The sequence below is a fragment of the Gemmata obscuriglobus genome, from assembly GCF_008065095.1.
Classification (GTDB): Bacteria; Planctomycetota; Planctomycetia; order Gemmatales; family Gemmataceae; genus Gemmata; species Gemmata obscuriglobus.
The window spans coordinates 3,309,082-3,329,627 of record NZ_CP042911.1; the positions used below are offsets into that span (position 1 = coordinate 3,309,082).

Below are 20,546 nucleotides of genomic sequence, written 5' to 3' on the forward strand. Positions count from 1 at the left end.
GGTGGCCGGAAGCGGAAACGGTTACCGCGCCTGTGGCGCGGCAACCTCAGCGCGGTACGCTCACCCCCGCTTCGCGGGGCGTTTACCGTGTGTGCCGTAGACGTCCGCCACCCGGCCCGACTCCTCCAGCGCGACGTGGTACCGCGCCTCGCCTTCGAGCCGGTGAACGGTCATGTGGTACGCCTTGGCTACGGCCGCCAGGTATGGCCGCTTCTCCGCTGCGATCGGGGCGCGAAGCTGGCCCCACGAGCCGTCCCCCAGGTACGGCACGCCGTACTTGTCCCGCAACCCGCCCTTCAGCGGGTGGGTGCGCTTGAACGTGTGGTCGTGGTGCTCGAGTACGACGTCCACGCCGTGCCGCTCGAACAGCGGGCACCAGTGCTGCCGGTTCGCCTCCCCGGTTCCGGGCTTGCCGCTCACCGGGCCGCCTTCGGGGACGCGGTAGGACGGGTACGCCGGCACGTGGTTCGTCACGAACAGGTGCGGCCGGTCCTCGCGCTCCTTCAGCACGCCTTCGAGCCAGTCCGTCTGCTCCCCGGCGATTTTCGCCACGTGCCCCGTGTCGAGCAGCACGAGGCTCAGGTAATCGCCGAAGTCGAGCGCGGCGTAGGTCGTGTCCTTGTACAGCCCGTCGAACAGCGGCAGGTAGAACGTGGCGTCGCCGCGCTTCCCGTTGTACCCGCCGCGCACCTCGTGGTTGCCCAGGCACGTGACGAGCGGGATGAGCCTCCCCTTCGGGTCCACCATGTGCCTGGCGTAGTTCTGAACGAACGCCAGCGCGGTCTTGGCGGACGTGCCGTTGTCGTACCCCAGGTCGCCGCTGATCAGCGCGAAGTGCGGTTCCTGCTTGGCCGCGAGGATGTTGTTGGCGATCGCGTGCGCGTTCGTGCCGCAGTCGCCGCCCGACACCCACTGGAACGTGTCCGTGGCCTTCGCCGGCATGGTGCGGAAGCGGAACAGCTCCGGCCCCTTGCCGATCTGGAGGAGGTACTCGGTCCCCGGTGCGAGGCCGGTCACCTCCGCCCGGTGAACCTTCAGGTCCGTTTTGGGCCACGGCCTGAATTCGACCTTCGCGGTCTTCCACTCGTCGCCGGTGGGCGGGATCACGCGCACGGTGGCGTCCGCCTTTTCCGGCCCGATCCACTGGGCGGTGATGGTGGTCGTCGGGTCGCGCTGCCAGGTGAGGAACAGCGTGTCTTGTGGCAGAAGGTTCGTGGGTGCGGCTTCCACCGACAGGCGCGGCGGCGGCGCGGCCTCGGGCTTAGTGTCTTGTGGGGAGCCGGAACCGGTGACGAACGCGGTTGCCAGCCCGCCGGCCGTGGTGCGTAGGAACGCGCGGCGGCTGATAGTCATGGGATCGCTTCGGGTGGTAGGCGGGAGCGGTTTACGGGGCAGCATTTTTATGCTGCACGGACCTGCACCCGAAAGCGAGAGGGAAAGGGGATCTTTTACAGGGCTTTCGCGAAACGCACATGCACAGGACGAACGAGGAATCGGAGCAAAGAGCGTAACCCGCAGGTACGGGTCACGCGTTCTCGCTTCCCTTACGCTAGCCCTTCGGCCGCGAGCGCTTCCAGGCTCGCCTCGAACGCGGTCACGGTGTGATCGATGACCGCGTCGGTGTGCTCGGCGCTGGTCATCCCGGCGAACCCCCACCAATCGACCCCGTGGAGGAGCATCGCCTGCCGAAGGGCGTAATACTGCTTCATGTTCTTCGGGCCGTCGAGCGCGTTCACGTCGCCCCCGAACGGCACGAACCCGTCGTTGACGCCCGCGGCGGTGCCGGGCCGCTCGCCGCGGTAACCGGACGCCACACGGACCATGCTAAAGTCGCCATAAGCGACCCACGACCAATCCCGGGCCGCGAACAGTTCGTTCAGCTTGTTGCGCAGCCGGGCGGCGGCGCGGTTCGCGCGGTCGCACGGCTCGCCCGTCGCGACGCGCGTCAGGGTCGCGACCCCGGCGGCGGCCGAGAGCGGGTTGGCGTTGTACGTTCCGGGGTGCTTCATCTTCGGCTTGCCCGGGCGCGGCTCGATGAACGCCAGCACGTCCGCGCGGCCGCCGACGCACCCGCCGGGCAACCCGCCGGCCAGGATCTTGGCCATCGCGGTCAGGTCCGGCGTGACGCCGTAGAACGCCTGCGCGCCGCCCGGCGAAACGCGGAAGCCGGTAATCACCTCGTCGAAGATCAGCAGCCGGTCGTGGCGGGTGCAGAGTTCGCGCAGCCCCTTCAGGAACTCGCCGCGGATCGGCACCGCACCCCAGTGCCCGCCGGTCGGTTCGAGGATCACGGCGCCGATGTCGGAATCGGCTTTCAGCGCCGCCTCGACGCGGTTCAGGTCGTTGGGCGGGACCGCCACGCAGTGCGCGGCCACGTCCGCGGGCACGCCGGGAACGCTGGCCGTGTCGTAGGGGTAGTCGGCCGACACGGTGACGTAGTCGTGCCACCCGTGGAAGTGCCCCTGGAACTTCAGGAACTTGCCGCGCCCGGTGTACAACCGCGACAGCCGCAGCGCCATCATCGTGGCTTCGGTGCCGCTGCCGGTGAACCGCACCCGCTCGGCGCTCGGGATCAGCTTGCGGACGAGTTGCCCCCACTCGATCTCCGCCTCGTGGCACGCCCCCGGGTGCGTGCCGCGGTTCATCTGCTCCTGGACCGCCAGCACGACGTCGTCGGGGCAGTGGCCGAGCAGGTGCGACCCGTGGCCGACGAAGTAATCGACGAGTTCGTGCCCGTCCACGTCCCACTTGTGAGCGCCCTTCGCCCGCGCGACGTACACCGGGAACGGGTCCATCATCCGGGCGTCGTGGGTCACGCCGGTCGGGAACACGCCCTTCGCGGTCTCGAACCGCTGTTTGGAGCCCGCGAACTCGGCGGCGTACCGGTCGACGAGCGAGCGTGTGGCGGTCGCGGACATGAACGAACTCCGAAAATGCGAGCGGGGGCGTGAGCCCCTGAGAACCCAATAAATCGCGTACTGTTCGTTGTAGGAAGTGCCTTCGTTCGATCACGACGGAAGGGTGAGCCGGGGTTCACGTCCTGGTTGCAGCGTTTGCGGTGTACTCTGGCTGTGTTCTGTTCTTGAGTGTGGCCCGCTCGCTCCGCGAGCGGTTGTGAAATCATTCGGACCGTGCCGCGGGCTGCGAATCTGAGGCCCCAAGCACCGCTTGCGGAGCGAGCGGGCCGCACTCAAGAACACAACTGCACAAGTAATACCGTCCGCTCACCGGCTCTGCTGTCACCGCGCGTCCACCGGGAGCGTGGACACCTTCTCTTTCAACACGTCCTCGAACACGATCGTGTAGAGCTGCGACAACTGGGGCAGCGGGTAGTACGCGAGCAGCGTGTGAACCTGGCCCTGGTTCCCCAGCGCGCGGCCGGCTTTGGTGCGGATCTCGTTGCTGGTCGGCACCGGCGGCGGGCCGCTGGCGACCACCGGCAGTGTTCGCGGCGGGAGCCGCAGCCCGTTCTCCGATGCGAGTCGCTCCAGGTGCCCTTTCCGTAACGCTAATCGATACTTGATAGGGTCGCCGCCGGCCTCGCTCGCGGCCAGTTTCCGCAAATCGACCGCCCAGCGCGCCTCGCGCAAGAACTCTTTCGCGCCCAGTGGCCCGGCCACCGCGTGAATCACTGTACCATCGCTCAGGCAGAAGTAGGACGCCACGTTCCCGCCGATCTTGACCCCGTTCACCACCTGGAACGTCCCGACCTTCTGGTGCGTCGCCTCGAAGTTGTCGCTCAGGAACCGGCCCACGGAATCGTCGGACAGTGCCCCCTCACGGAGGGCTTGAGCGTTGTTTCACGTGAACCCCGGGTCGTCAAAGTGACCGGAGATGTGCAACACCAGCAGCATCTTCTTCGAGTTCCGCGCTTCCTCCGCGGCCTCGGTCATCCCGGGGTGGAACTTCACCTTGGTGTTGAACGTCTGGCACCGCTCCGCGGGCAGGAACTCGCTCGCCGGGAGCCGGAACTCCGCCGGCGCGGGCGCGTTCGCGACCGCGGGTTCGGCAGGGACCGCGACCGGAACGAGCACCGGCACCGCGGTGAACTGCGTGCGGACCACGATCTCGCGCGGCCTCGGGGCGACCGGCGTCGGTTCCGGCAGCGGCGGTTCGGGGGCCGACGCCGTCGGCGCTGGTGGTGGGGCGAGGAGTGCGAGCGCTGGCGCGGGCGTTTCGCGCACCCGGACCAGGATCGCGCCCAGAATAAACGCCCAGAGCGGCAGGCCGATCGCGGCCACCGTGCGCCAGTCGATGGCGTGGATCAAGCTCGCGCGTAGGGGAGGGGGAAGGGGCGTGGGCGGCCGAGCGGGAACCGACATGGGGCGCTCCTTGACGGGAAAGGGCAGCGTCGCCATGTCGAACGCCGGGGCGTGGCCGGCGTTGGCAAAAATTTCGACCGTCGCTCACACGCCCCGCGCGTTCGGCTCCCAGATGTATTTGTGCATCTGGAGCTGCATCCGCACCCGGTGCAGGCCGGACGCGAGCAGCCAGCCGACCAGTTCCACGGGCTTCAGGTCCGAGAACACGCAGCTCACCAGACAGGCGAACCGCTCGTCCAGCTTGTGCGCGCGGATCACGCCCACGGCCCAGTCCCAGTCGGCGCGGGACGCGATCACGAACTTGATCTGGTCGGTGGGCTTCAGCGCGTCGAAGTTCGCCCACCGGTTTCGGTGGCTCTCGCCGCTGGCGGGGCACTTCACGTCCATGATGATGTGGACGCGCGGATCGACGGCGCTGACGTCGTGCGCGCCGCTGGTCTCCAGTAGCACCGTTTTGCCCGCGGCGCACAGCTCGCTCATGAGCGGGAGCACGTCGGGTTGCAGGAGCGGTTCGCCGCCGGTGATTTCGACCAGCGGGCACCCGAAACTCAACACCTTCCCCAGCACCTCGGCCCGGGGCACGCGGGTGCCTTGGGTGAACGCGTGCGGGGTGTCGCACCACCGGCACCGGGAGTCGCACACGGAGGTGCGGACGAACACGCACGGCAGGCCGGCGAACGTCGACTCGCCCTGCACGCTCAGGTAGATCTCGTGGACCAGCAGTTCGCCCGCCGGCAGGTCGCGCAGAAGGGTCACGCGGTGCCGCGCCTCGGGGGGCACGTCGGCCAGTAAAGTGCGCTTCGGTTCGCTCATCTACTCATCTTAGCAACCCGGAATTTCCTTGCGACCCCGGCGCAAGCGGGCTATACGCTCGCGATTCCATAAAAACCGCCCGCCGTGCACGGAGGCACCCGATGCGCCACCCGCTCGCGCTCTCGCTCACACTGCTCGCCGGCAGCACGTTCGCGCTCGCCCAGCCGCCGGCCGCCAACCCGAACCTCGCCGCGACCGTCAACGGGGAGCAGATCACGCTCGCCGAGGTGGACGCGCTCCTCAAAACGACGCTCCCGCTCACCCCGCTGACCGCGGCGCAGAAGCGCCAGATGCGGGTCGAGGTGCTCGCGGACATGGTGGACGATGTCCTGCTCCGGCAGTTCTTGCGAAAGAACGGGCCGAAGGTCGACCCCGCCGAGATCGACGCCCAGCTCAAGGCCTTCGGCGAGAAGCTAAAGGCCGAGGGCAAAACGCTCGCGGACTTCTACCGGGAGACCGGGCAGACCGAGGCGCAAGTGAAGGAGGCGTGGACCACCGCGATGCAGCTCACCGGTTACGTGAAGAGCAACGCGACTGAGGAGCAACTGAAGGCGTACTTCGCGGCGAACAAGGACCACTTCGACCGCGTGGAGGTCAAGGTGCGGCACGTGGTGCTGCGTGCCGGCAAGAGCGCGTCGCCCGCGGAGCGCGCCGCCGCAAAGGAGAAGCTCGAAGCGATCCGCGCCGACATCGCGGGCGGGAAGCTCGATTTCGCGGACGCGGCGAAGAAGCACTCCCACTGTCCGAGCGGCCCGGCCGGCGGCGACATCGGCGTCATTTATCGCAAGGGCGGCATCGTGGACGAGGCGTTCGCAAAGGCCGCGTTCGCGCTGAAGCCCGGCGAACTGAGCGGGGTGGTCGAAACCGATTTCGGCTATCACCTCATTCAGGTGACCGAGCGCAAACCCGGGACCCCGACGACGTACGACAAATCCGCAACGGACGTGCTCGATACCTACAGCGACGAGTTCCGCGCCGACCTGATCGCCAAGCTCCGCAAACAGGGTCAAATTCAGATCACTGTTCCCTAGCCGCGTTCCGCGTTCCAAGTTCCAGGTTTCAAGATAAAAGCAGGTACACAAACGACTTTCCGTTTTCGTACCTGCACCCTGGAGCGCGGAACCCGGACCTCGCCGAACGGCTTTGTGACACTTTTCACTTGCACCGAGCCGCGGCAGCTTGTTAAGTTAATTGCACGTAATCTGTACACGCGGGAGAGTGAGCTATCGTGCCCGCCACCCTTTTCGACCTCACGGGCCGCGTTGCTCTCGTTACCGGCGGCAACAAGGGGCTCGGCAAGGCGATGGCTCGTGGGCTCGCGGAGGCCGGGGCTGATGTCGTCATCGCCAGCCGGAACGAATCCGAACTTCAGGGGGCGCTCGAAGACATTCTTGCCGGGACCGGGCGCCGCGGGGCGTACCGCGTGACCGACGTTTCTGTGCGAGACGATGTCACGAAACTCGCGGCGTTCGCGTTAGAGAAGATGGGACGGGTCGACATCCTGGTGAACAACGCCGGTATGAACGCCCCGCAGGCTATCGACGCCGTGACCGACGAGATCTGGGACCGCGTGGTCGAGGTGAACCTGAGTTCCGTGATGGCTCTCACCCGCGAACTCGTGCCGCAGATGAAAGAGCGGCGCTGGGGGCGGGTGGTTCACATCTCATCGATCATGGGGCAGGTGTCGAAAGAGCGCCGGAACGTTTACTCGGCCACCAAGGCCGCGCTGATGGGGCTGGCTCGCGCGAGCGCGCTTGATTTGGGGCCGTTCGGAATTACGGTCAACTGTATCGCCCCCGGGCCGTTTATGACTGACATGCCGATGTCGGTGCTGTCGGAACCCGAGAAGCAGGCGTTTGCGGATCGGACCGCACTGGGACGCTGGGCCAAACCGACGGAACTGGTGGGGCCGGTGCTGATGTTGTGTAGCGAGGCCGGGAGTTACGTGACCGGCCAGACGCTGTTCGTCGACGGAGGGTACTTGGCCCGCTGAGGGATGTGGCGGTGCCAACTTGATTCGCCCCTGTCTGCGACATAATATTCCAGATGAAACGTTGCACGATTCGACCGCTCATTTCGCCCGGCGGTTCGTGCGTGCGGCGTCAGGTGGTAGGTGGCCCATGAACGCGTGCCCTCCTCTCCCGAGTGCCGACATGGTGATGAAAAGTGTTCACCGTGAGTGCATCGAAGAAGAGAACAAATACCGGTGGCTGGAGAGCGAGAAGGCCGGGTACGACCTCGGAGAGGGGTGCGTGTACCGGTGGGTGAAAGACCACTGGACCGGTTACCTCCGCGCCCGGTGGGTCGAGCACCTTCAGGGCCGGTGCTTTTGGATCGAGCTTTCGGGCAACGACTTCGGTCTCCTCACCCGCGCATTCCACAACCACGCCGAACTGCTCGACACCATTTTGAACAAGCTCAAGACCGGTGCCGAGAACCTCGACATCATCTCCTGGGCCATCTCGAACAACATCCCTATCGGCCCGGTGTACGAAATCCTCGAAGCCCTCGACGTAAACAGCCAGCGGCTCTCGCACCGGTTCGAGGGGCCGCCGCGTGGGAACATTTCGGCAGCCTGAACCCGCTCCAGCTTCTACGCTCAGAACGCAACGGCCCACGACTGATAGTTCAGTCGCGGGCCGTTGTGCTTTTACCGACCTACTGTCTTTCAACCGGTCCGGTTACGTGAGCTGAGCTTTCCGTTAATCACGCGCCCACTTGATTCGGGGTGCGGAGCCGGCCGATCGAACTCGCTCAGTCGTCGAACCGGTACTTGCCGTGGCAGTTGGTGCAGGTGGCTTCGAGGGCGGTGAGCTTCGTGCGGAGCGCCTTGAAGTCCGGCGCCTTCTTCGTGGCCTCGGCGATCAGCTCCTTGCTCAGGTCCACCGAGTCCTTGCTGAACTTCTGCCACTCCTTCAGGTTCTGCGGGCTGGTGCGGGCCTTCTCGTTCGGGTAATCGTGCGCGTACTCGTTGAGCACCGCCGACCGCACCGCGAGGAGTTCCACCGCGGCGGGGTCGAGCTTCACGGCGCTCCCCTTCGCGGTCCAGTCCTTCAGGTCCTTTTCGATGTTCATGCCGCTGGGCAACTTCAGCACCGTCGTGTTGCTGAACAGCTTCATGGTGGTGGGCAGGTAGGTCACGTCCTTGTCCTTGGCCTTCTCGAACGCGTCGAGCTTCGGCAGGTCGCCACCCGCCTTCCCGCCGCCCGGCTTGATCGCCAGCTTTTGGGCCAGCGCGTCGGCGTCCTTGTACTTCTTGGCGTTGATCGCCTCGCCGACCTTCAGCACGTCGTCCTTCAGCGCCTTGTCGCCGAGCACGTCCGCGTAGGCCGCGATGAGCAGCGTGACCGCCACCGCCGGCTTCGCGGAGCGGATCGACGGCTCCGCGGACTTCGCCAGTTCGCTGAGCCGCTTTTGGAGGAACTTGAGGTCGGCCTCGGCGGCCTTTTTGTACGAGTCTGTGGGCAGCCCCGGGGTGCCGGCGGTGCCGTTACCGGCGAGCGTCCACAGGCCGGCGGCCAGCGCGGCGCAGCCGACGACGAGGCGGAGCGAGTAGGTCACGAGCGGGGTCTCCTGTGCGTGCAGGGAAGCGGGAGCAGGCGGGAACGCGAACGCGGCGGGCGATCCGGGTTCACGCCAGAATACTATGGTCCTGCGGGCGGGCGGAGGAGTCCCGGGGCGGAAAACCGGTCGGGTTATCGACGGTCGGCGCGGTCGAACAGGTCGCGGAGCGCGAGCGTGAAACCGGGGAGGATAGCGTCACCGTCGAGCGTGCCATCGGCCGGAACGGGGGTCACGGCGGTCGGCCCGGTGAACACATTGGCGGATCGGGATTCGGGGCTGATTTCCCACACGCGCTTCACCCCGGCGCGGAAGTACTCGTCGCGCTTGCGGGCCATCTCCGCCGGTGTGTTCGACGCGCTCAGTATCTCGATCACGAGGTCCGGTACGACCGCGGGCACCTTATTCTCGCGCGCCGGCGGTTTGCCGTCCTTCAGTTTCGCCCACGGGATGAACGCGACGTCCGGCGCGCGGCCGACGCCGGGGAGGATGTTCATGACACCGTCAGGGGCAGAAGCCATTCCGATGTCGTTGGCTTTGAGGTAAGCGTACAACTCGCCGATGATGATGACGGCCAGCCACGACTCATGGAATCCCATTGCCTTCTCCACGAGAGTGCCGTCGACCCATTCGCAAATCTGCGCGTCGCGCGTCGCGTTTACGTGGACCAGATCCTCGAAAGTCGCGAGCCCGGGTACCGGATTGAAACGCACACGGTCCGCCGGGATGTCACCGAGACGCCGAAGCAGGTCCGCAACCGTGACACGCGGCAGCGCAGGAGCTGCTGGTAGAGTGGGTGCGTCGATGGTCGCAGTGGTCATGCGTGTTCCTCCAATCCGATTATCGGCTCGCGCGGGGGGCTCCGCAACGGCGGTTACGTTTTGCGCAGCACGAGGTCAACCACCCAGCACCCGCGGACGTGCGGGCAATCGTGGTCGCGGCAGTGGTTCAGGATGGCGTCGCTGTCGCAACCCGCGTCTTGAAGCGCGTCCGCGAGGATCGGCATCGCGCTGAAATCCCGCGACCCGTACATCTGCTGTGCGAGAAGCACCACGTCAGCCGTGCGCCATTTGGAAGAGAAGCGAGACGGTTGAAACGGGTTGCCGAGAATGTCACGGAGCAGCGACACCAGCACCCGTTCTTCACGACTTTTGTGCCACAACCACACAGATCCACGAACCGCAGCGGCGGCGCGACTGGCGCTGGCCCATCCGGTGGCGGCAACAAGACCGGCCACAATCCAGGCCTCCGCAGCGTGCCAACTCGCACCGCTTGCCAACTCCCGACGCAACTGTTTGAGACGGTTGCGGGTTCGGTTCGTGCGCGATTCGGCCAACTGCTCCACTTCGTCCGTGACCTCGCGGAACTGCGGTGAGGCACGATCGCCCATACTGCGACGGCCGCAGGCGACGGCAAACAGGCGGAGTTTACGGTCCGAACTGTGTTGCTTTGACAGGTGACCCAGCAGCTTGCGGACACTGCTCGCCGCGAACCACTCCGCTTCCGTCATCGTCCGTGCCTCCGAACGCGGCTACGCGGTCATTCGCTTCCGCTGTAAAGTAATTCCATGACGAACGCGACCGCTGAACTCCCGCCGCCGCCACCCTTTTACCGCGAGCCCCTCTCCGTAGGGAGCGTGGCGCTCGCGTCGCGGTTCAACCTCGCGCCGCTCGCGGGCTACACGAACCTGCCGTTCCGGCTGTCGGTGCGCGAGCTGGGCGGCGTCGGGCTGTGTACCACCGACCTCATCAACGCCCGCGCGATCGTGGACGGCATCCAGAAGACGATGCTGCTGCTCGCGCACGACCACGCCGAGCGCCCGCTGTTCGTCCAGATCTTCGGGTCGAAGCCGCACGAGATGGCCGGCGCCGCGAAGTGGCTCGTCGAGAACCGCATCGCCGACGGCATCGACATCAACATGGGGTGCCCGGTCCGGAAGGTCGTCAAGACCGGCGGCGGGTCTTCGCTCATGTGCGACACCACGGGCGCGACGGTCGGCCTCGTGAGCCAGGTCGTGGAAGCCGTGAGGCCGGTGCCGGTCAGCGTGAAGATGCGGCTGGGGTGGGACGATGACAACCTGAGCGCGCCGTACTTCGCTCGCGAGTTCGAGAAGGCGGGCGTGGCGGCGCTCACGATCCACGGGCGGACCCGCGAGCAGGGGTTCGCGGGCGGCGTGAACCACGAGGGCATCCGCCGCGTGGTCGAGGCGGTCGAGAAGATCCCCGTGTTCGGGAACGGCGACGTGCGCTCGGTTCAGGACGCGGCCCGGATGATCACCGAAACCGGGTGCCACGGGATCGCGATCGGCCGCGGCGCCCTCGCCAACCCCTGGGTGTTCCGACAGTTCGACGCCTGGGTGCGCACCGGAGACCCGGGGCCGCGCGCCACCTACGCCGAACGGCTCGCGTTCATGCGGTTGCACCTGAAGCGGCTCGTGGACTGGCGCGGCAGCGAGCGGAACGGGTGCGTCCACTTCCGCAAGGTCGCGACGTGGTACACGAAGGCGCTGCGGTTCCCCAAAAAGGTGCAGCAGCGGCTCGTGATGCTCTCGACGCTCGCCGAGTTCGAGCAGTTGATCGCCCCGTTCTCCGGCGGGCGCGCACCCGACGGCTGGACCGAGTACGACGCGCAGCAGGCGCACATCGCGGTTCCCGCCGGACCGATCGCACACTGGTAACCGGAGCTGCGATGAACCTGCACAGACTGGTCATGTTGCCGAACGGCTCCGTCCACGAACAGCACTGGGCCGAAATCCCGGCCGCGGACCACCCGGACGTTCGCCAGTTCGCGAGCCTGTTCACCGGACTGCGCTGTGACGCCACCGTGCGCGTCCCGCAGGGGGAATTGCGGGTCGTGTGGTCCGGGTCGAGCGGCGGGGCCATCGGCTCCTTCCACCTCGACGGCGCCCTCTTCCTCTGCGTGGTGCTGGCGACCGGGCGCGACGCCGTGGAGGACCGTCTGTACCTGTCCACCGTCGGCCGGCAGTGGAGCGACTCGAACGTGGTTCGCGGGCTGCTTGAGGGTCCGTCGTCGCCGTTCCTGACGCTTCACGAGGTCACCGACCGGCCGCTGCTCGTGGCGCTTCTGGTGCCCGCTCTGGCGCCGGAAGTGTGGGCGGCACTCAACGGGGTCGAACTGGCCGTGGTCGGCGCACACGTTGCTGCCATCGGCGCCCGAAAGTAACGCGGAGGGCGACCCGTTCGCGGATGCCCGCGGTGCTCCCCACGCCCCACCCGTATCAGGCGCGAGAGGAAGATCCGTTTGCTTTTTTGGCTTGTGTGGGGAGTTTCGGTCGTTCGGCCCCGGCGCGGGCGGTCGGCGAACAATGCTCGCGCCAAACGGGTGCGCCCCGCCTATGATGCCTCCGAACAGAAATTACCATCGCGAGGCGCACCCCAATGACCCCGTTGCAATCGCTGGCGGCCACCGGCACGAAACTGTGGCTCGATTCCGTGGACCCGGAACTCATCAAGCTGAACCGGTCCCAAGGCGCCACCGGCGCCACCTCGAACCCGATCATCATCTCGGACCTGCTGAAGACCGGGCGGTTCGACGCCCACATGAAGACGTTCTTCGACGCCGGCCGTGACGACGAGGCGGTCGCGTGGGCCATGACCGACAAACTCGTCAAGGACGCGCAAGACGTGTTCCTCGACGTGTGGACCGCGACCAAGGGCGACGACGGGTGGGTGAGCTTCGAACTCGACCCGCTCCTGGAAGACCACGCCCAAACGCGCAACACCGAGGAGCGGTCCGCCGAGTACATTCGGCTGGGTAAGGAGTGGGCCGCCGGTCACAAGAACCGCATGATCAAGGTGCCGGCCACCCCGGGCGGCCTCGGCGCGATTGAAGAACTGGTCGCCGCGGGCATTTGCCCCAACATCACGCTCATCTTCTCCGAGCGGCAGTACCTGCTGGCCCGCGACGCGGTGGCCCGCGGCGCCGCCCGCCGCTCTGATAAGGAGAACGTAAAGAGCGTGTACAGCATCTTCGTGAGCCGCGTGGACGTGTACACGGAGAAGCAGGTTCCGAACCTGATCCCGGCCGCGCAGGGGCAGGTCGGCATCGTGAACGCCAAGCGCATCTACAAGATGAACAAGGAGTTCTGGGCCGGTAAGGGGTTCCCGCGCAAGCAGGAGATGATCTTCGCGAGCACCGGCACCAAGAAGATGGCCGACGGCACCACGCCGCCCGCGTGGAAGTACGTTGAGGCGCTGGCGGGCGACGACATCGAGACCAACCCGCCGCAAACCAACGAGGACGTGCAGAAGAGCGGCCGGACGTTCACCAAGCAGGTCGAGCAGCTCCCGCCCGCCGAAGTGCTGGCGGACATCGACGCGAAGGTGGACATGAAGAAGCTGGAAGAGACGCTGATGAGCGAGGGGCTGGCGAAGTTCGCCGAGCCGCACAAGGCCCTGATCGCACTGATCGCCAAGAAACGCGCCGAACTGAAGTAACACCGCGAGAAATGCGGATTGCGGAGTTCGGAATGCGGAGTTGAAGGCAGAAAGACAGTCGCTTAAGCGTGTATTCGCTGCCTTCAACTCCGCATTCCGAACTCCGCAATCCGCATTTCCCCAGAGACGCCGTCGGGAGTTGAACCCGCCCCGGGAGCTTTGCAGGCACCCGCCCGACCCGTCGGACAGCGTCTTCGTGGCCGCAGCGTCACCCCTTCGGCGCGGTTTCGGCGTCGCCCGTTGCGCGGAGGTGGGCCTTGCTCAGGACGTGGAAGTCCGGCACCTCGTCGGCCCGCAACCGGCGGTCACCCGCTCCGGTCACGATCCAGCCGTCGTCCCATGCTCCGTCGGCGCGCAGCTTCACCACACGCCCGGTGGTGGCGTAGGGCTCCGGGAGCCACGACACCTGCACCCACTCGCCGTTTTCCACTCGCTTCACCAGCCGACACTGGCGATAGAACACTTCCTTGGCCATCACTGCACCTCACCGCGAATCGGACAGTGCCCCCGCCAGGAATCGAACCTGGTCCGCGACCTTCGCAGAGTCGAGTGCATCCACCACACCCCGAGGACGGTCGCAGAAGTGACCCGAAGCACGGGCGAAAGGTTCGCGGGGGTGGTTCCGACTTCGTGGTTCAGGAGGAATCCGCGCCAATCGCGTGGCGGGGAGAATCAAACGCGCGCGAGGGCCGCGCGGGCCTCGTCGGGGGTGCGGGCGAACTCGCGAACGGCCTTCAGGTCCAGGCGCCCGTCGAACGCGGTGAACAGTAGCGCCCTGTTCGGGAACGCGACCGCCCGCGCCGCGAAGCACTTTCGTAGCAGCCGGTCGTTGCCGGTTCCGGCCTCGGTTTCGGCAGCGCGACGCACCTCGGCGCCCACCTTTGCGGCCCAGACACGGAGTTGCTCGCAGTTCGCGAGGTACGCCGCGAAGGTGTCGTAGTGCTCGCGGTAGAAGCCCAGCACCTCTTCCGGAACCTGCTCGCGGCCGAGCGACCGCAGGTGCGTTTCCAGGTCCGCCCAGCCGGTCCAGTCCGGGTGCGCGTCGAACATCTCGACCGTCCGGTCGTAGGTACAGGTGACCACCAGTTTGAGCACGCGCAGGTAGTCCGGCCCCTTGACCTTCACACGGTACACGACCCGGTGGTCGTGCTCGATGGTGATAACGGTCCCTTCCTGGTCGGTGCCCGCGATCGAAGCCAGCAGGCTCTCGATTTGCTCCCCGAGGGTGTGGCCCGCCGGCGCGAACTCTTCCACGTGCGCGAGGGCGTGCGCCGCGGCCAGTTCCTTGAGTTCCGCGAACGTGCGGTAGCGGTAGTCGACTTTGTCGAAGCACGCGTGGAGCACGAGGTCCTCGCGGTCGCCGTAGTTGGTGATGACCCGCGTTTCGGGGTGAATGAACTCGAACACCAGTGTGAGGTTCTCGAACTCCGGCCGCGGCTCCACAAGCGCCGGGTACTTGCGCGCCGCCAACCGGCGGGCGGTGCCGAGAAAATCGAAGTTGCGGGTGCGCGCGGGCGCGTCCTCGTCCTGCGTGCCGTAGCACGGCCCCCCCTCGATCATGCCGCGGGTGGTAAAGTACACGCGGCCCCGGTGCTGGAACCGCTGGATCAGCGTGCCGTCGAGCTTGTGGAGAAAGTGGAGCCGCGCGTTCCCCGGACCCGCCGCGATGCCGGCGAGGTCGGCGGCGGAAACGTTCTTCTCGCCGAGGTTATAAATCTTGACCAGCGGCAGCGACACCAACTCGAACGGGTCGCGCCGGTACACGAGCCCCTTGGCGAACAGTTGGTGCGCGGTTTGCGGGGTGAACAGCGCGCCGCTCGCGTTCGCGAGCACCAACTCCCCCGATTGCCGCTTCGACAACAGCGGGTCGGCGTCGATGGCTTTGAGGATGTCGGCCGCGTTGGCGCGCAGGTCGTCGAGCAGGTGGTCGAGGCGGAGGTTCATGTGTGGTCTCGCGGGCGTCGTCAAACGGACGCGCCCCCGTGCTCACCGGTTCGCTGGATCGGGGCGTCGGATTTGGTATAGTCGCGTGGGGAATCGGCTTCGTCACCTCCCGGAGAAACGCTCATGGCAGACTGGCAACGGCTGGCGAAAGACCTGGTGCTGATCGACGGCATGGTCGGCGAGCGGGAGACGGAGATCCTGCGGCGCGCGTTCCTGGCCGACGGCGTCATCAACCGGACCGAGGCGGAGTTCCTCATCGATTTGCGGAACAGCGCGCCGAAGGCCGTGGTACGGTTCCACACGTTCGTGTTCGAGGTGGTGAAAAAGATGATGCTCGCCGACGGCGACCTGACCGCGGCGGAAGCCGGGTGGCTGGAGCGGTTCATCCTCCGAGACGGGCGGGTGGACGAGTTGGAACGCACGTTCTTACGCGAACTGAAAGCCGCCGCGCGGCGCACGTCGCCGGAGTTCAACGCGCTGGTCGCGAAGTACGCGGGGTGAGAGCGTTGACACAGACAGGAATGTCTGTGTCACAAAGATCACAGCAAAGCAGATAACGATGACTGGAACGTGTATCACGGCTTCCGGGCGCCGAGCGTGACGGGCGCTTCGAGCACCTTCACGGTTCCGGCGTCGGCGTCCAACTCGACGAGCCCGCCGTGGGGCAGGGTGGCGTTGAACGGCGTGTGTCCGACCGGGAAGTTGGTGACGACCGGCACCTTGCGCCCGGCGAAGTAGTCACGGAAGACCGCATCCAACTCGACCTCGTCGGCACCGTCGAACGTGCCCAGGATGACCCCGGCGAACCGGTCCAGGTGGCCGGAGAGGCGCAGTTGCGAAAGCACCCGGTCGATCCGATACGCCTTCTCGCCGGTGTCTTCCAGAAACAGGATGTTACCGTCGGCCTCGATCTCGTAAGGCGTCCCCATTGTCGCGCCGATTAGCGTCAGGTTCCCGCCCACCAACCGTCCTTTCGCTTTCCCGCCCACCAGCTTGCGCGGCTTCGGTCCGTCCGTCGGAAGCGGGACCGTATACCCGCTGTCGCCCTTCGGGTATTTGTCCGCGCTCACCGTCCGCCAAAACACATCCGAGGAGTAACCGAACCCGGCATCGTCGCGGTACAGACCGTACTGCGGCATCGGGCCGTGAAACGTCACCAGTCGGCACTTCTTGGCGATGGCGAGGTGCAGCCCGGTGAGGTCGGAGAAGCCGAGGACGACTTTGGGGTTATTACGGATCGCCTCGTAGTCGATGAGGTGGAGGATGCGAGTCAGCCCGTAGCCTCCTTTGACCGCGAAGACGGCCTGCGATCCCTTGTCCTTGAACGCGGCGTTGAGTTCGGCCGCGCGCTCCTCATCGGTCCCGGCCAGATACCGATTCTTGCGGGTCGTCAGTGACGGTGGCACGCTCACCTTGAACCCCATCTTCTCGAACCGCTCTTTCGCCTTGGCAACTTTCTCGGCGTCCGCCGGACCGGCCGGGGCGACGAACGCGATCGTGTCGCCGGGACGGAGCGCAGCCGGGCGCGTCCACGCGGGCGGTTGCGCGGCCGAAGCCGGCGTTGCCGGTTCGAGCGGTAGCGCGGTCGAACCGGTTAGCGCAGCAAGTACGAGTGCGGGAAGAAGCAGACGGGATATGCGGGTCACGGTGGGAACTCGGGTGGCTGATGCGGGCTGGTGACATCTGGAGTGTAGGTGGTTGGTCATGTTGCTCTCCGTTCCGGTGGCAGGAAAACGATGTTCCATCCCAAACTGCCGTGTTACGGCACGGCGTGGATTGCGAGCCAAACGGTCGGTTTGCCCTCGTCAGTCCACTCAACACGGTGCCGAATTCGGGCGGGGAGAAACACCCAATCGCCCGGTGCGAGTTCGCGAGGGGCGGGCTCACCCTCAACCTGCAACCGGGCCGCGCCGCTGAGAAGCGCGACGAACTCGTCGGTCGTCTGGTCGAACCACTCGCCGGGTGCGGTGACGTGCCCCCACGACACGATTCGTTCCACCTTCCAGCCGGCGCGTTCAACGAGTACCTCGAACGCCTCCGCAGGGGGCCGGGTGGCGGGGAGAGCCGCGAGAAGGTTACCGTTGGTCATGCGTATTCCGGTGTATGTGAGCGGCGTGACGGCCGGTGAAGTTGCTTCGGGTGCGGCTCGGTCTCGTGTATCGACACTTGCGCTGAAAGGATACGCGCAGTCCCGGGGCTTGCCACGACGCCCACGGCGAGCGGACTCGAACGGGGGCAACTGCTGGACGCCGACTACCACCGCTGCTGGTGCGATACTACCACGGCGGGTGTCGCTTCGCTCACGCCTCTGCGGTCGTCTGGGGGCGCGAAATCGTGTACTCGGTTAAACGCGAGGCGAAGGAGCCGATGCCCGCGCGACAGTGCTGGTGCGTTCGGCAGCAAGGCCGCACGCGGTTGTCCTGTCCAACGTGCCGACCACGCGGCGTTTGCAGAGAAGGGCAACGGGGCCGCTTTTCGGGTGTACGACATGCTTTGCGCCTACCCAGCGAGTCTGTGTCGGCGTTCGCCGGTGATGTTGGCTTGTCGTCGATTCCAGAAGTCATCGAGCGGTGCGGTTTCGCTGAGCAGGTCGGCCCGGAGTTGGAGGATCGCTTCGGCGCCCGGCTCGGACCAGAACTTCTCGGACCCCTTGACCCGATGATTCATCTGCTTGATCGTCGACTCCACGTGGCTGGTGGTGATCGGCAGACCGGCCCGGCGATACTCCGCGTATTTCATACGTCCCCGTTGGTTCTCGAAGTAGCACCGGGCCTCGGCTACGCACACCCGCGGGTGCGTCTCGCCGTCGGTCGCCTCGGGCATCCCGAGAACCTGTTGCCGCGACTCCAGACCCGACACGACCGTCGCAACATCCCCACGCCACAGCGCCTCGATCCACTGCACATATCGGGACCAACCCTCCCCAAACGGACCACCCGCCATCGCGGCACCGTACACATACGCCAACGCGTGGATGAAATCGACCACCGGCGTGAAGCTCGAGAAGTGCCGTTCCCACACGCCCCAGTTGGCATTCGACCCGTCGCCCAGAAACACCCGGCGTTTCGACCCGTAGAACCCACGGGCCCAAGCCGCGGCCGCCAGCAACCCACCGAACACCTCGACCCCCTGCTTGGTGCTCACCACGCTCCGCACGACCAACTCGGGCGGTTCGTACCGGCCGGTCGCCTCGGGCACCGGTTGGGGATCGACCGGGGCGACCGCGTCACCGGCCGGCTCACGCCCGGCGGCCTTCGATTCCGACTTGATTTCCTGGGCCAGACGCGGGATCCGCTCGGGGTCGATATAGTGCGTGGGAATTTGCGGGCACGGGTCGTCCGTGTCGGATACACTCGCCATTGAGGCCAGCAAACCCACCTTGTCCTCACGCCAATGCTCCCCCTTCTTCTTCTTCTTCGGGGGTACCGGCGTCGCGACCGCGGAGCCCTTCGGCTGTTCCGGTGACGTCGGGTTCCGGATCTGAAGCCTTCCGCCGTCCATCTGGACCACCGCAATCGGCGGGGGCACGACATCCGGAGGCGCCTTCTTGCGTTCAACCAGAGGCAAGGACTCGTAAGCCGCGACGGCGGCATCGCGTTCGGCACACCGCTCGGTACCGATCTGTTGCGTTCGTCGCTCGACCTGCTTGACCGGAACCTATAGTGGACCCCGAAAACTGGACCGCCGGTTAAGCTATACCGGAGGCCCAGGAAAGGGGAACCCATGGCGGGCAAGCGGAAGAGTCACTCGGCGGCGTTCAAGGCCCAGGTCGCGCTGGCGGCCCTCAAGGGCGACAAGACCATCAACGAACTGGCGAGTCAGCACGGCGTCCACCCGACCCTGATTCATGGGTGGAAGAAGCAGTTGCTCACCGGGGCCGAGGCCGTGTTCGCCTCGGGGGCGAAGGGCACCGGCCCCCCGGAAGACAAGACGACCGAGTTGTACGAGCAGATCGGCCGCCTCAAGGTGGAACTCGACTGGGTGAAAAAAAAATCGGCCGCCCTCGGCTGAGGCCAAGCGTGCCCGGATCGAGGCCGAGCACCCGGAGCTGAGCGTCCGGCGCCAGTGCGAGCTGATCGGATTGAACCGCTCGACGGTGTACTACGAGCCGACCCCGGAGAGCGCGGAGAACCTGACGCTGATGCGGTTGATCGACGAGCAGTACACGACGTGCCCGTTCTACGGGAGCCGGCGCCTGGCCGCGTGGCTGGGCACCCAGGGCCACGAGGTGAACCGCAAGCGGGTGCAGCGGCTGTTGCGGATCATGGGGTTGGAGGCCCTGTACCCCAAGCCCAAGCTGTCGGTCGGGTCCGGGCACAAGGTGTACCCGTACCTGTTGCGGGGCGTGGCCATCGACCGGGTCCATCAGGTGTGGAGCACGGACATCACGTACATCCCGATGCCCACCGGGTTCATGTACCTGGCCGCAACGATGGACTGGTTCAGCCGGTACGTGGTGGCCTGGCGACTGTCCAACACGTTGGACGGGTCATTCTGCCAGGACATGCTGGAGGAGGCCTTGGGCCGGGGCAAGCCGGAGGTGTTCAACACGGACCAGGGAGTCCAGTTCACGGCCGCCGCGTGGGTCGGGCGATTGGAGCGGGCCGGGGTCGCGGTGAGCATGGACGGGCGGGGCCGGTGCCTGGACAACGTGTTCGTGGAGCGCCTGTGGCGGAGCGTCAAGTACGAGGACGTGTACCTCAAGGGTTACGAGTCGGTGCCGGCCCTGGAGAGTGGGCTCCGGGCGTACTTCGGGTTCTACAACACCGAGCGGTTACACCAGTCCCTGGACTACCGCACCCCGGCTCAGGTGTATGGCGTCGGAGCCACGAAGGCCCCGACGAAACAGTAGCGAAGGATAGCAACTTTTTGGTCTAGACAATGGGGTCCACTGTAACCGGAACCTCGGCCAGTTCCCGCAGGGCCTCAGCGGCCAGCGCAAACGATCCGCACCGGGTGCCCGCGAACACGACTTTCTTCAACAGGGCCGGGGATTGCCCGCCGCGGTCAATCGCCAGACTCGCCGACTGAGGGAAAAAAAGCCCGCCGGCAGGCGGTGCAGTAGGCCGACGGTTCGCTCCACTCCGCTTCCCCGACCCGCGTGGTGAGGATGCGTGGTTCGGGATCACCGGGTGATGGCGTCTGTCGGCACCCCGGGCATTGTTGTCTCTCGGCGGGTATGGTGCCGGCCGCTTGTTTCTGGAGAGCTTGGCGGAGCAGTTCGCGTGACACCGTTTGGCCCAACTGGACGACCAGTTCTTCGAGTTCCTCGAACGTCGTGCCCCACGGCGGCCCATCGGGTCCGAACAGCCTCTCGACCAACGTTTTGGCCACCCCGTCCAGGTACGCCTTATTCGCTGCGACTTCGGGACGAGCGTTATTGGGGCGTGCCATACCTGATCTCCACCAACGACTTGTGTGGCTCGCACGGCCGTTATTTCTTCGAGCC

General features: G+C 66.2%; 22 protein-coding genes and 2 tRNA genes. 8 read left to right on the plus strand and 16 right to left on the minus strand.

Annotated features, from left to right (window positions below):
• Positions 1 to 60 precede the first annotated feature (60 nt).
• The 5 genes from GobsT_RS13650 to GobsT_RS13670 all read right to left on the minus strand — a co-directional run bounded on the left by GobsT_RS13650 (position 61) and on the right by GobsT_RS13670 (position 5,135).
• A complete protein-coding gene (locus GobsT_RS13650; RefSeq protein WP_010050224.1) occupies positions 61 to 1,353 on the minus strand; it encodes a purple acid phosphatase family protein in 1,293 nt (430 codons plus the stop codon).
• Positions 1,354 to 1,544: 191 nt separating this feature from the next.
• Positions 1,545 to 2,918: an aspartate aminotransferase family protein gene (locus tag GobsT_RS13655; protein ID WP_010050222.1), complete on the minus strand. Its 1,374-nt coding sequence runs from the start codon at positions 2,916 to 2,918 to the stop codon at positions 1,545 to 1,547.
• Positions 2,919 to 3,239: 321 nt separating this feature from the next.
• A complete protein-coding gene (locus GobsT_RS13660) occupies positions 3,240 to 3,755 on the minus strand; it encodes a hypothetical protein (RefSeq protein WP_010048118.1) in 516 nt (171 codons plus the stop codon).
• A gap of 45 nt (positions 3,756 to 3,800) precedes the next feature.
• Positions 3,801 to 4,322 (minus strand): hypothetical protein, encoded by a 522-nt coding sequence (locus GobsT_RS13665; protein ID WP_148087732.1) that lies wholly within the window; start codon positions 4,320 to 4,322, stop codon positions 3,801 to 3,803.
• A gap of 84 nt (positions 4,323 to 4,406) precedes the next feature.
• Positions 4,407 to 5,135, minus strand: a complete 729-nt coding sequence (locus tag GobsT_RS13670; RefSeq protein ID WP_010048114.1) for a 7-carboxy-7-deazaguanine synthase QueE — start codon at positions 5,133 to 5,135, stop codon at positions 4,407 to 4,409.
• Between the two features lie 101 nt (positions 5,136 to 5,236).
• Here GobsT_RS13670 and GobsT_RS13675 point away from each other — a divergent pair, with 101 nt between their 5' ends.
• The 3 genes from GobsT_RS13675 (at position 5,237) to GobsT_RS13685 (ending at position 7,714) form a co-directional block, all read left to right on the plus strand.
• Positions 5,237 to 6,166: a peptidylprolyl isomerase gene (locus tag GobsT_RS13675; protein WP_010048113.1), complete on the plus strand. Its 930-nt coding sequence runs from the start codon at positions 5,237 to 5,239 to the stop codon at positions 6,164 to 6,166.
• Positions 6,167 to 6,363: 197 nt separating this feature from the next.
• Positions 6,364 to 7,128, plus strand: coding sequence for an SDR family NAD(P)-dependent oxidoreductase (locus tag GobsT_RS13680; RefSeq protein ID WP_010048112.1), 765 nt, complete (start codon positions 6,364 to 6,366; stop codon positions 7,126 to 7,128).
• A 160-nt stretch (positions 7,129 to 7,288) separates the two neighbouring features.
• Complete coding sequence (locus tag GobsT_RS13685; protein WP_010048111.1) at positions 7,289 to 7,714, plus strand: hypothetical protein; 426 nt, start codon at positions 7,289 to 7,291, stop codon at positions 7,712 to 7,714.
• Between the two features lie 175 nt (positions 7,715 to 7,889).
• Here the strand turns inward: GobsT_RS13685 and GobsT_RS13690 are convergent, their stop codons facing one another.
• The 3 genes from GobsT_RS13690 to GobsT_RS39605 form a co-directional block, all read right to left on the minus strand.
• A complete protein-coding gene (locus tag GobsT_RS13690) occupies positions 7,890 to 8,696 on the minus strand; it encodes a cytochrome c (RefSeq protein WP_010048110.1) in 807 nt (268 codons plus the stop codon).
• 134 nt (positions 8,697 to 8,830) lie between these two features.
• Positions 8,831 to 9,517 carry a Uma2 family endonuclease gene (locus GobsT_RS13695; RefSeq protein ID WP_029601223.1) on the minus strand — a complete coding sequence of 229 codons (687 nt, stop codon included), beginning with the start codon at positions 9,515 to 9,517 and terminating at the stop codon, positions 8,831 to 8,833.
• A 53-nt stretch (positions 9,518 to 9,570) separates the two neighbouring features.
• The gene (locus GobsT_RS39605; protein WP_010048108.1) at positions 9,571 to 10,206 is read right to left on the minus strand and encodes a hypothetical protein; all 636 of its coding nucleotides are present in this window, start codon (positions 10,204 to 10,206) and stop codon (positions 9,571 to 9,573) included.
• Positions 10,207 to 10,263: 57 nt separating this feature from the next.
• On the opposite strand from GobsT_RS39605, the gene dusB reads away from it, so the two are divergent.
• The 3 genes from dusB (at position 10,264) to GobsT_RS13715 (ending at position 13,153) form a co-directional block, all read left to right on the plus strand.
• Positions 10,264 to 11,373, plus strand: a complete 1,110-nt coding sequence (gene dusB / locus GobsT_RS13705; RefSeq protein ID WP_029601222.1) for a tRNA dihydrouridine synthase DusB — start codon at positions 10,264 to 10,266, stop codon at positions 11,371 to 11,373.
• An 11-nt stretch (positions 11,374 to 11,384) separates the two neighbouring features.
• Complete coding sequence (locus tag GobsT_RS13710) at positions 11,385 to 11,879, plus strand: hypothetical protein (protein ID WP_010048104.1); 495 nt, start codon at positions 11,385 to 11,387, stop codon at positions 11,877 to 11,879.
• A 215-nt stretch (positions 11,880 to 12,094) separates the two neighbouring features.
• Positions 12,095 to 13,153: a transaldolase family protein gene (locus GobsT_RS13715; RefSeq protein ID WP_010048103.1), complete on the plus strand. Its 1,059-nt coding sequence runs from the start codon at positions 12,095 to 12,097 to the stop codon at positions 13,151 to 13,153.
• Between the two features lie 124 nt (positions 13,154 to 13,277).
• Here GobsT_RS13715 and GobsT_RS13720 read toward each other — a convergent pair.
• The 4 genes from GobsT_RS13720 to GobsT_RS13735 form a co-directional block, all read right to left on the minus strand.
• Positions 13,278 to 13,346: transfer RNA gene (locus tag GobsT_RS13720), tRNA-Cys, on the minus strand.
• A gap of 15 nt (positions 13,347 to 13,361) precedes the next feature.
• Positions 13,362 to 13,628: a hypothetical protein gene (locus GobsT_RS13725; RefSeq protein WP_010047130.1), complete on the minus strand. Its 267-nt coding sequence runs from the start codon at positions 13,626 to 13,628 to the stop codon at positions 13,362 to 13,364.
• A gap of 27 nt (positions 13,629 to 13,655) precedes the next feature.
• A tRNA-Arg gene (locus GobsT_RS13730) sits at positions 13,656 to 13,726 on the minus strand.
• A gap of 99 nt (positions 13,727 to 13,825) precedes the next feature.
• Positions 13,826 to 15,097 carry an RNA ligase gene (locus tag GobsT_RS13735; RefSeq protein ID WP_010047131.1) on the minus strand — a complete coding sequence of 424 codons (1,272 nt, stop codon included), beginning with the start codon at positions 15,095 to 15,097 and terminating at the stop codon, positions 13,826 to 13,828.
• A 123-nt stretch (positions 15,098 to 15,220) separates the two neighbouring features.
• On the opposite strand from GobsT_RS13735, the gene GobsT_RS13740 reads away from it, so the two are divergent.
• Positions 15,221 to 15,598 (plus strand): hypothetical protein, encoded by a 378-nt coding sequence (locus GobsT_RS13740; protein WP_010047132.1) that lies wholly within the window; start codon positions 15,221 to 15,223, stop codon positions 15,596 to 15,598.
• Positions 15,599 to 15,672: 74 nt separating this feature from the next.
• On the opposite strand, the gene GobsT_RS13745 is transcribed toward GobsT_RS13740, so the two are convergent.
• From GobsT_RS13745 to GobsT_RS13755, 3 genes are all read right to left on the minus strand, one after another.
• Positions 15,673 to 16,743 (minus strand): S66 peptidase family protein, encoded by a 1,071-nt coding sequence (locus GobsT_RS13745; RefSeq protein ID WP_010047135.1) that lies wholly within the window; start codon positions 16,741 to 16,743, stop codon positions 15,673 to 15,675.
• 113 nt (positions 16,744 to 16,856) lie between these two features.
• Positions 16,857 to 17,186, minus strand: a complete 330-nt coding sequence (locus GobsT_RS13750; RefSeq protein ID WP_010047137.1) for a cupin domain-containing protein — start codon at positions 17,184 to 17,186, stop codon at positions 16,857 to 16,859.
• A gap of 410 nt (positions 17,187 to 17,596) precedes the next feature.
• The gene (locus GobsT_RS13755; protein WP_029601181.1) at positions 17,597 to 18,664 is read right to left on the minus strand and encodes a hypothetical protein; all 1,068 of its coding nucleotides are present in this window, start codon (positions 18,662 to 18,664) and stop codon (positions 17,597 to 17,599) included.
• Positions 18,665 to 18,820: 156 nt separating this feature from the next.
• On the opposite strand from GobsT_RS13755, the gene GobsT_RS13760 reads away from it, so the two are divergent.
• Positions 18,821 to 19,949, plus strand: a protein-coding gene (locus GobsT_RS13760; protein ID WP_417936319.1) for an IS3 family transposase whose coding sequence is annotated in 2 segments (ribosomal slippage) — positions 18,821 to 19,099 and positions 19,101 to 19,949 — 1,128 coding nt in all. Because the reading frame shifts where the segments join, the coding sequence is not laid out codon by codon here.
• Between the two features lie 155 nt (positions 19,950 to 20,104).
• Here GobsT_RS13760 and GobsT_RS13765 read toward each other — a convergent pair.
• Entirely contained in the window at positions 20,105 to 20,491 is a 387-nt protein-coding gene (locus GobsT_RS13765; RefSeq protein ID WP_148087733.1) for a hypothetical protein, read from the minus strand.
• Positions 20,492 to 20,546 lie beyond the last annotated feature (55 nt).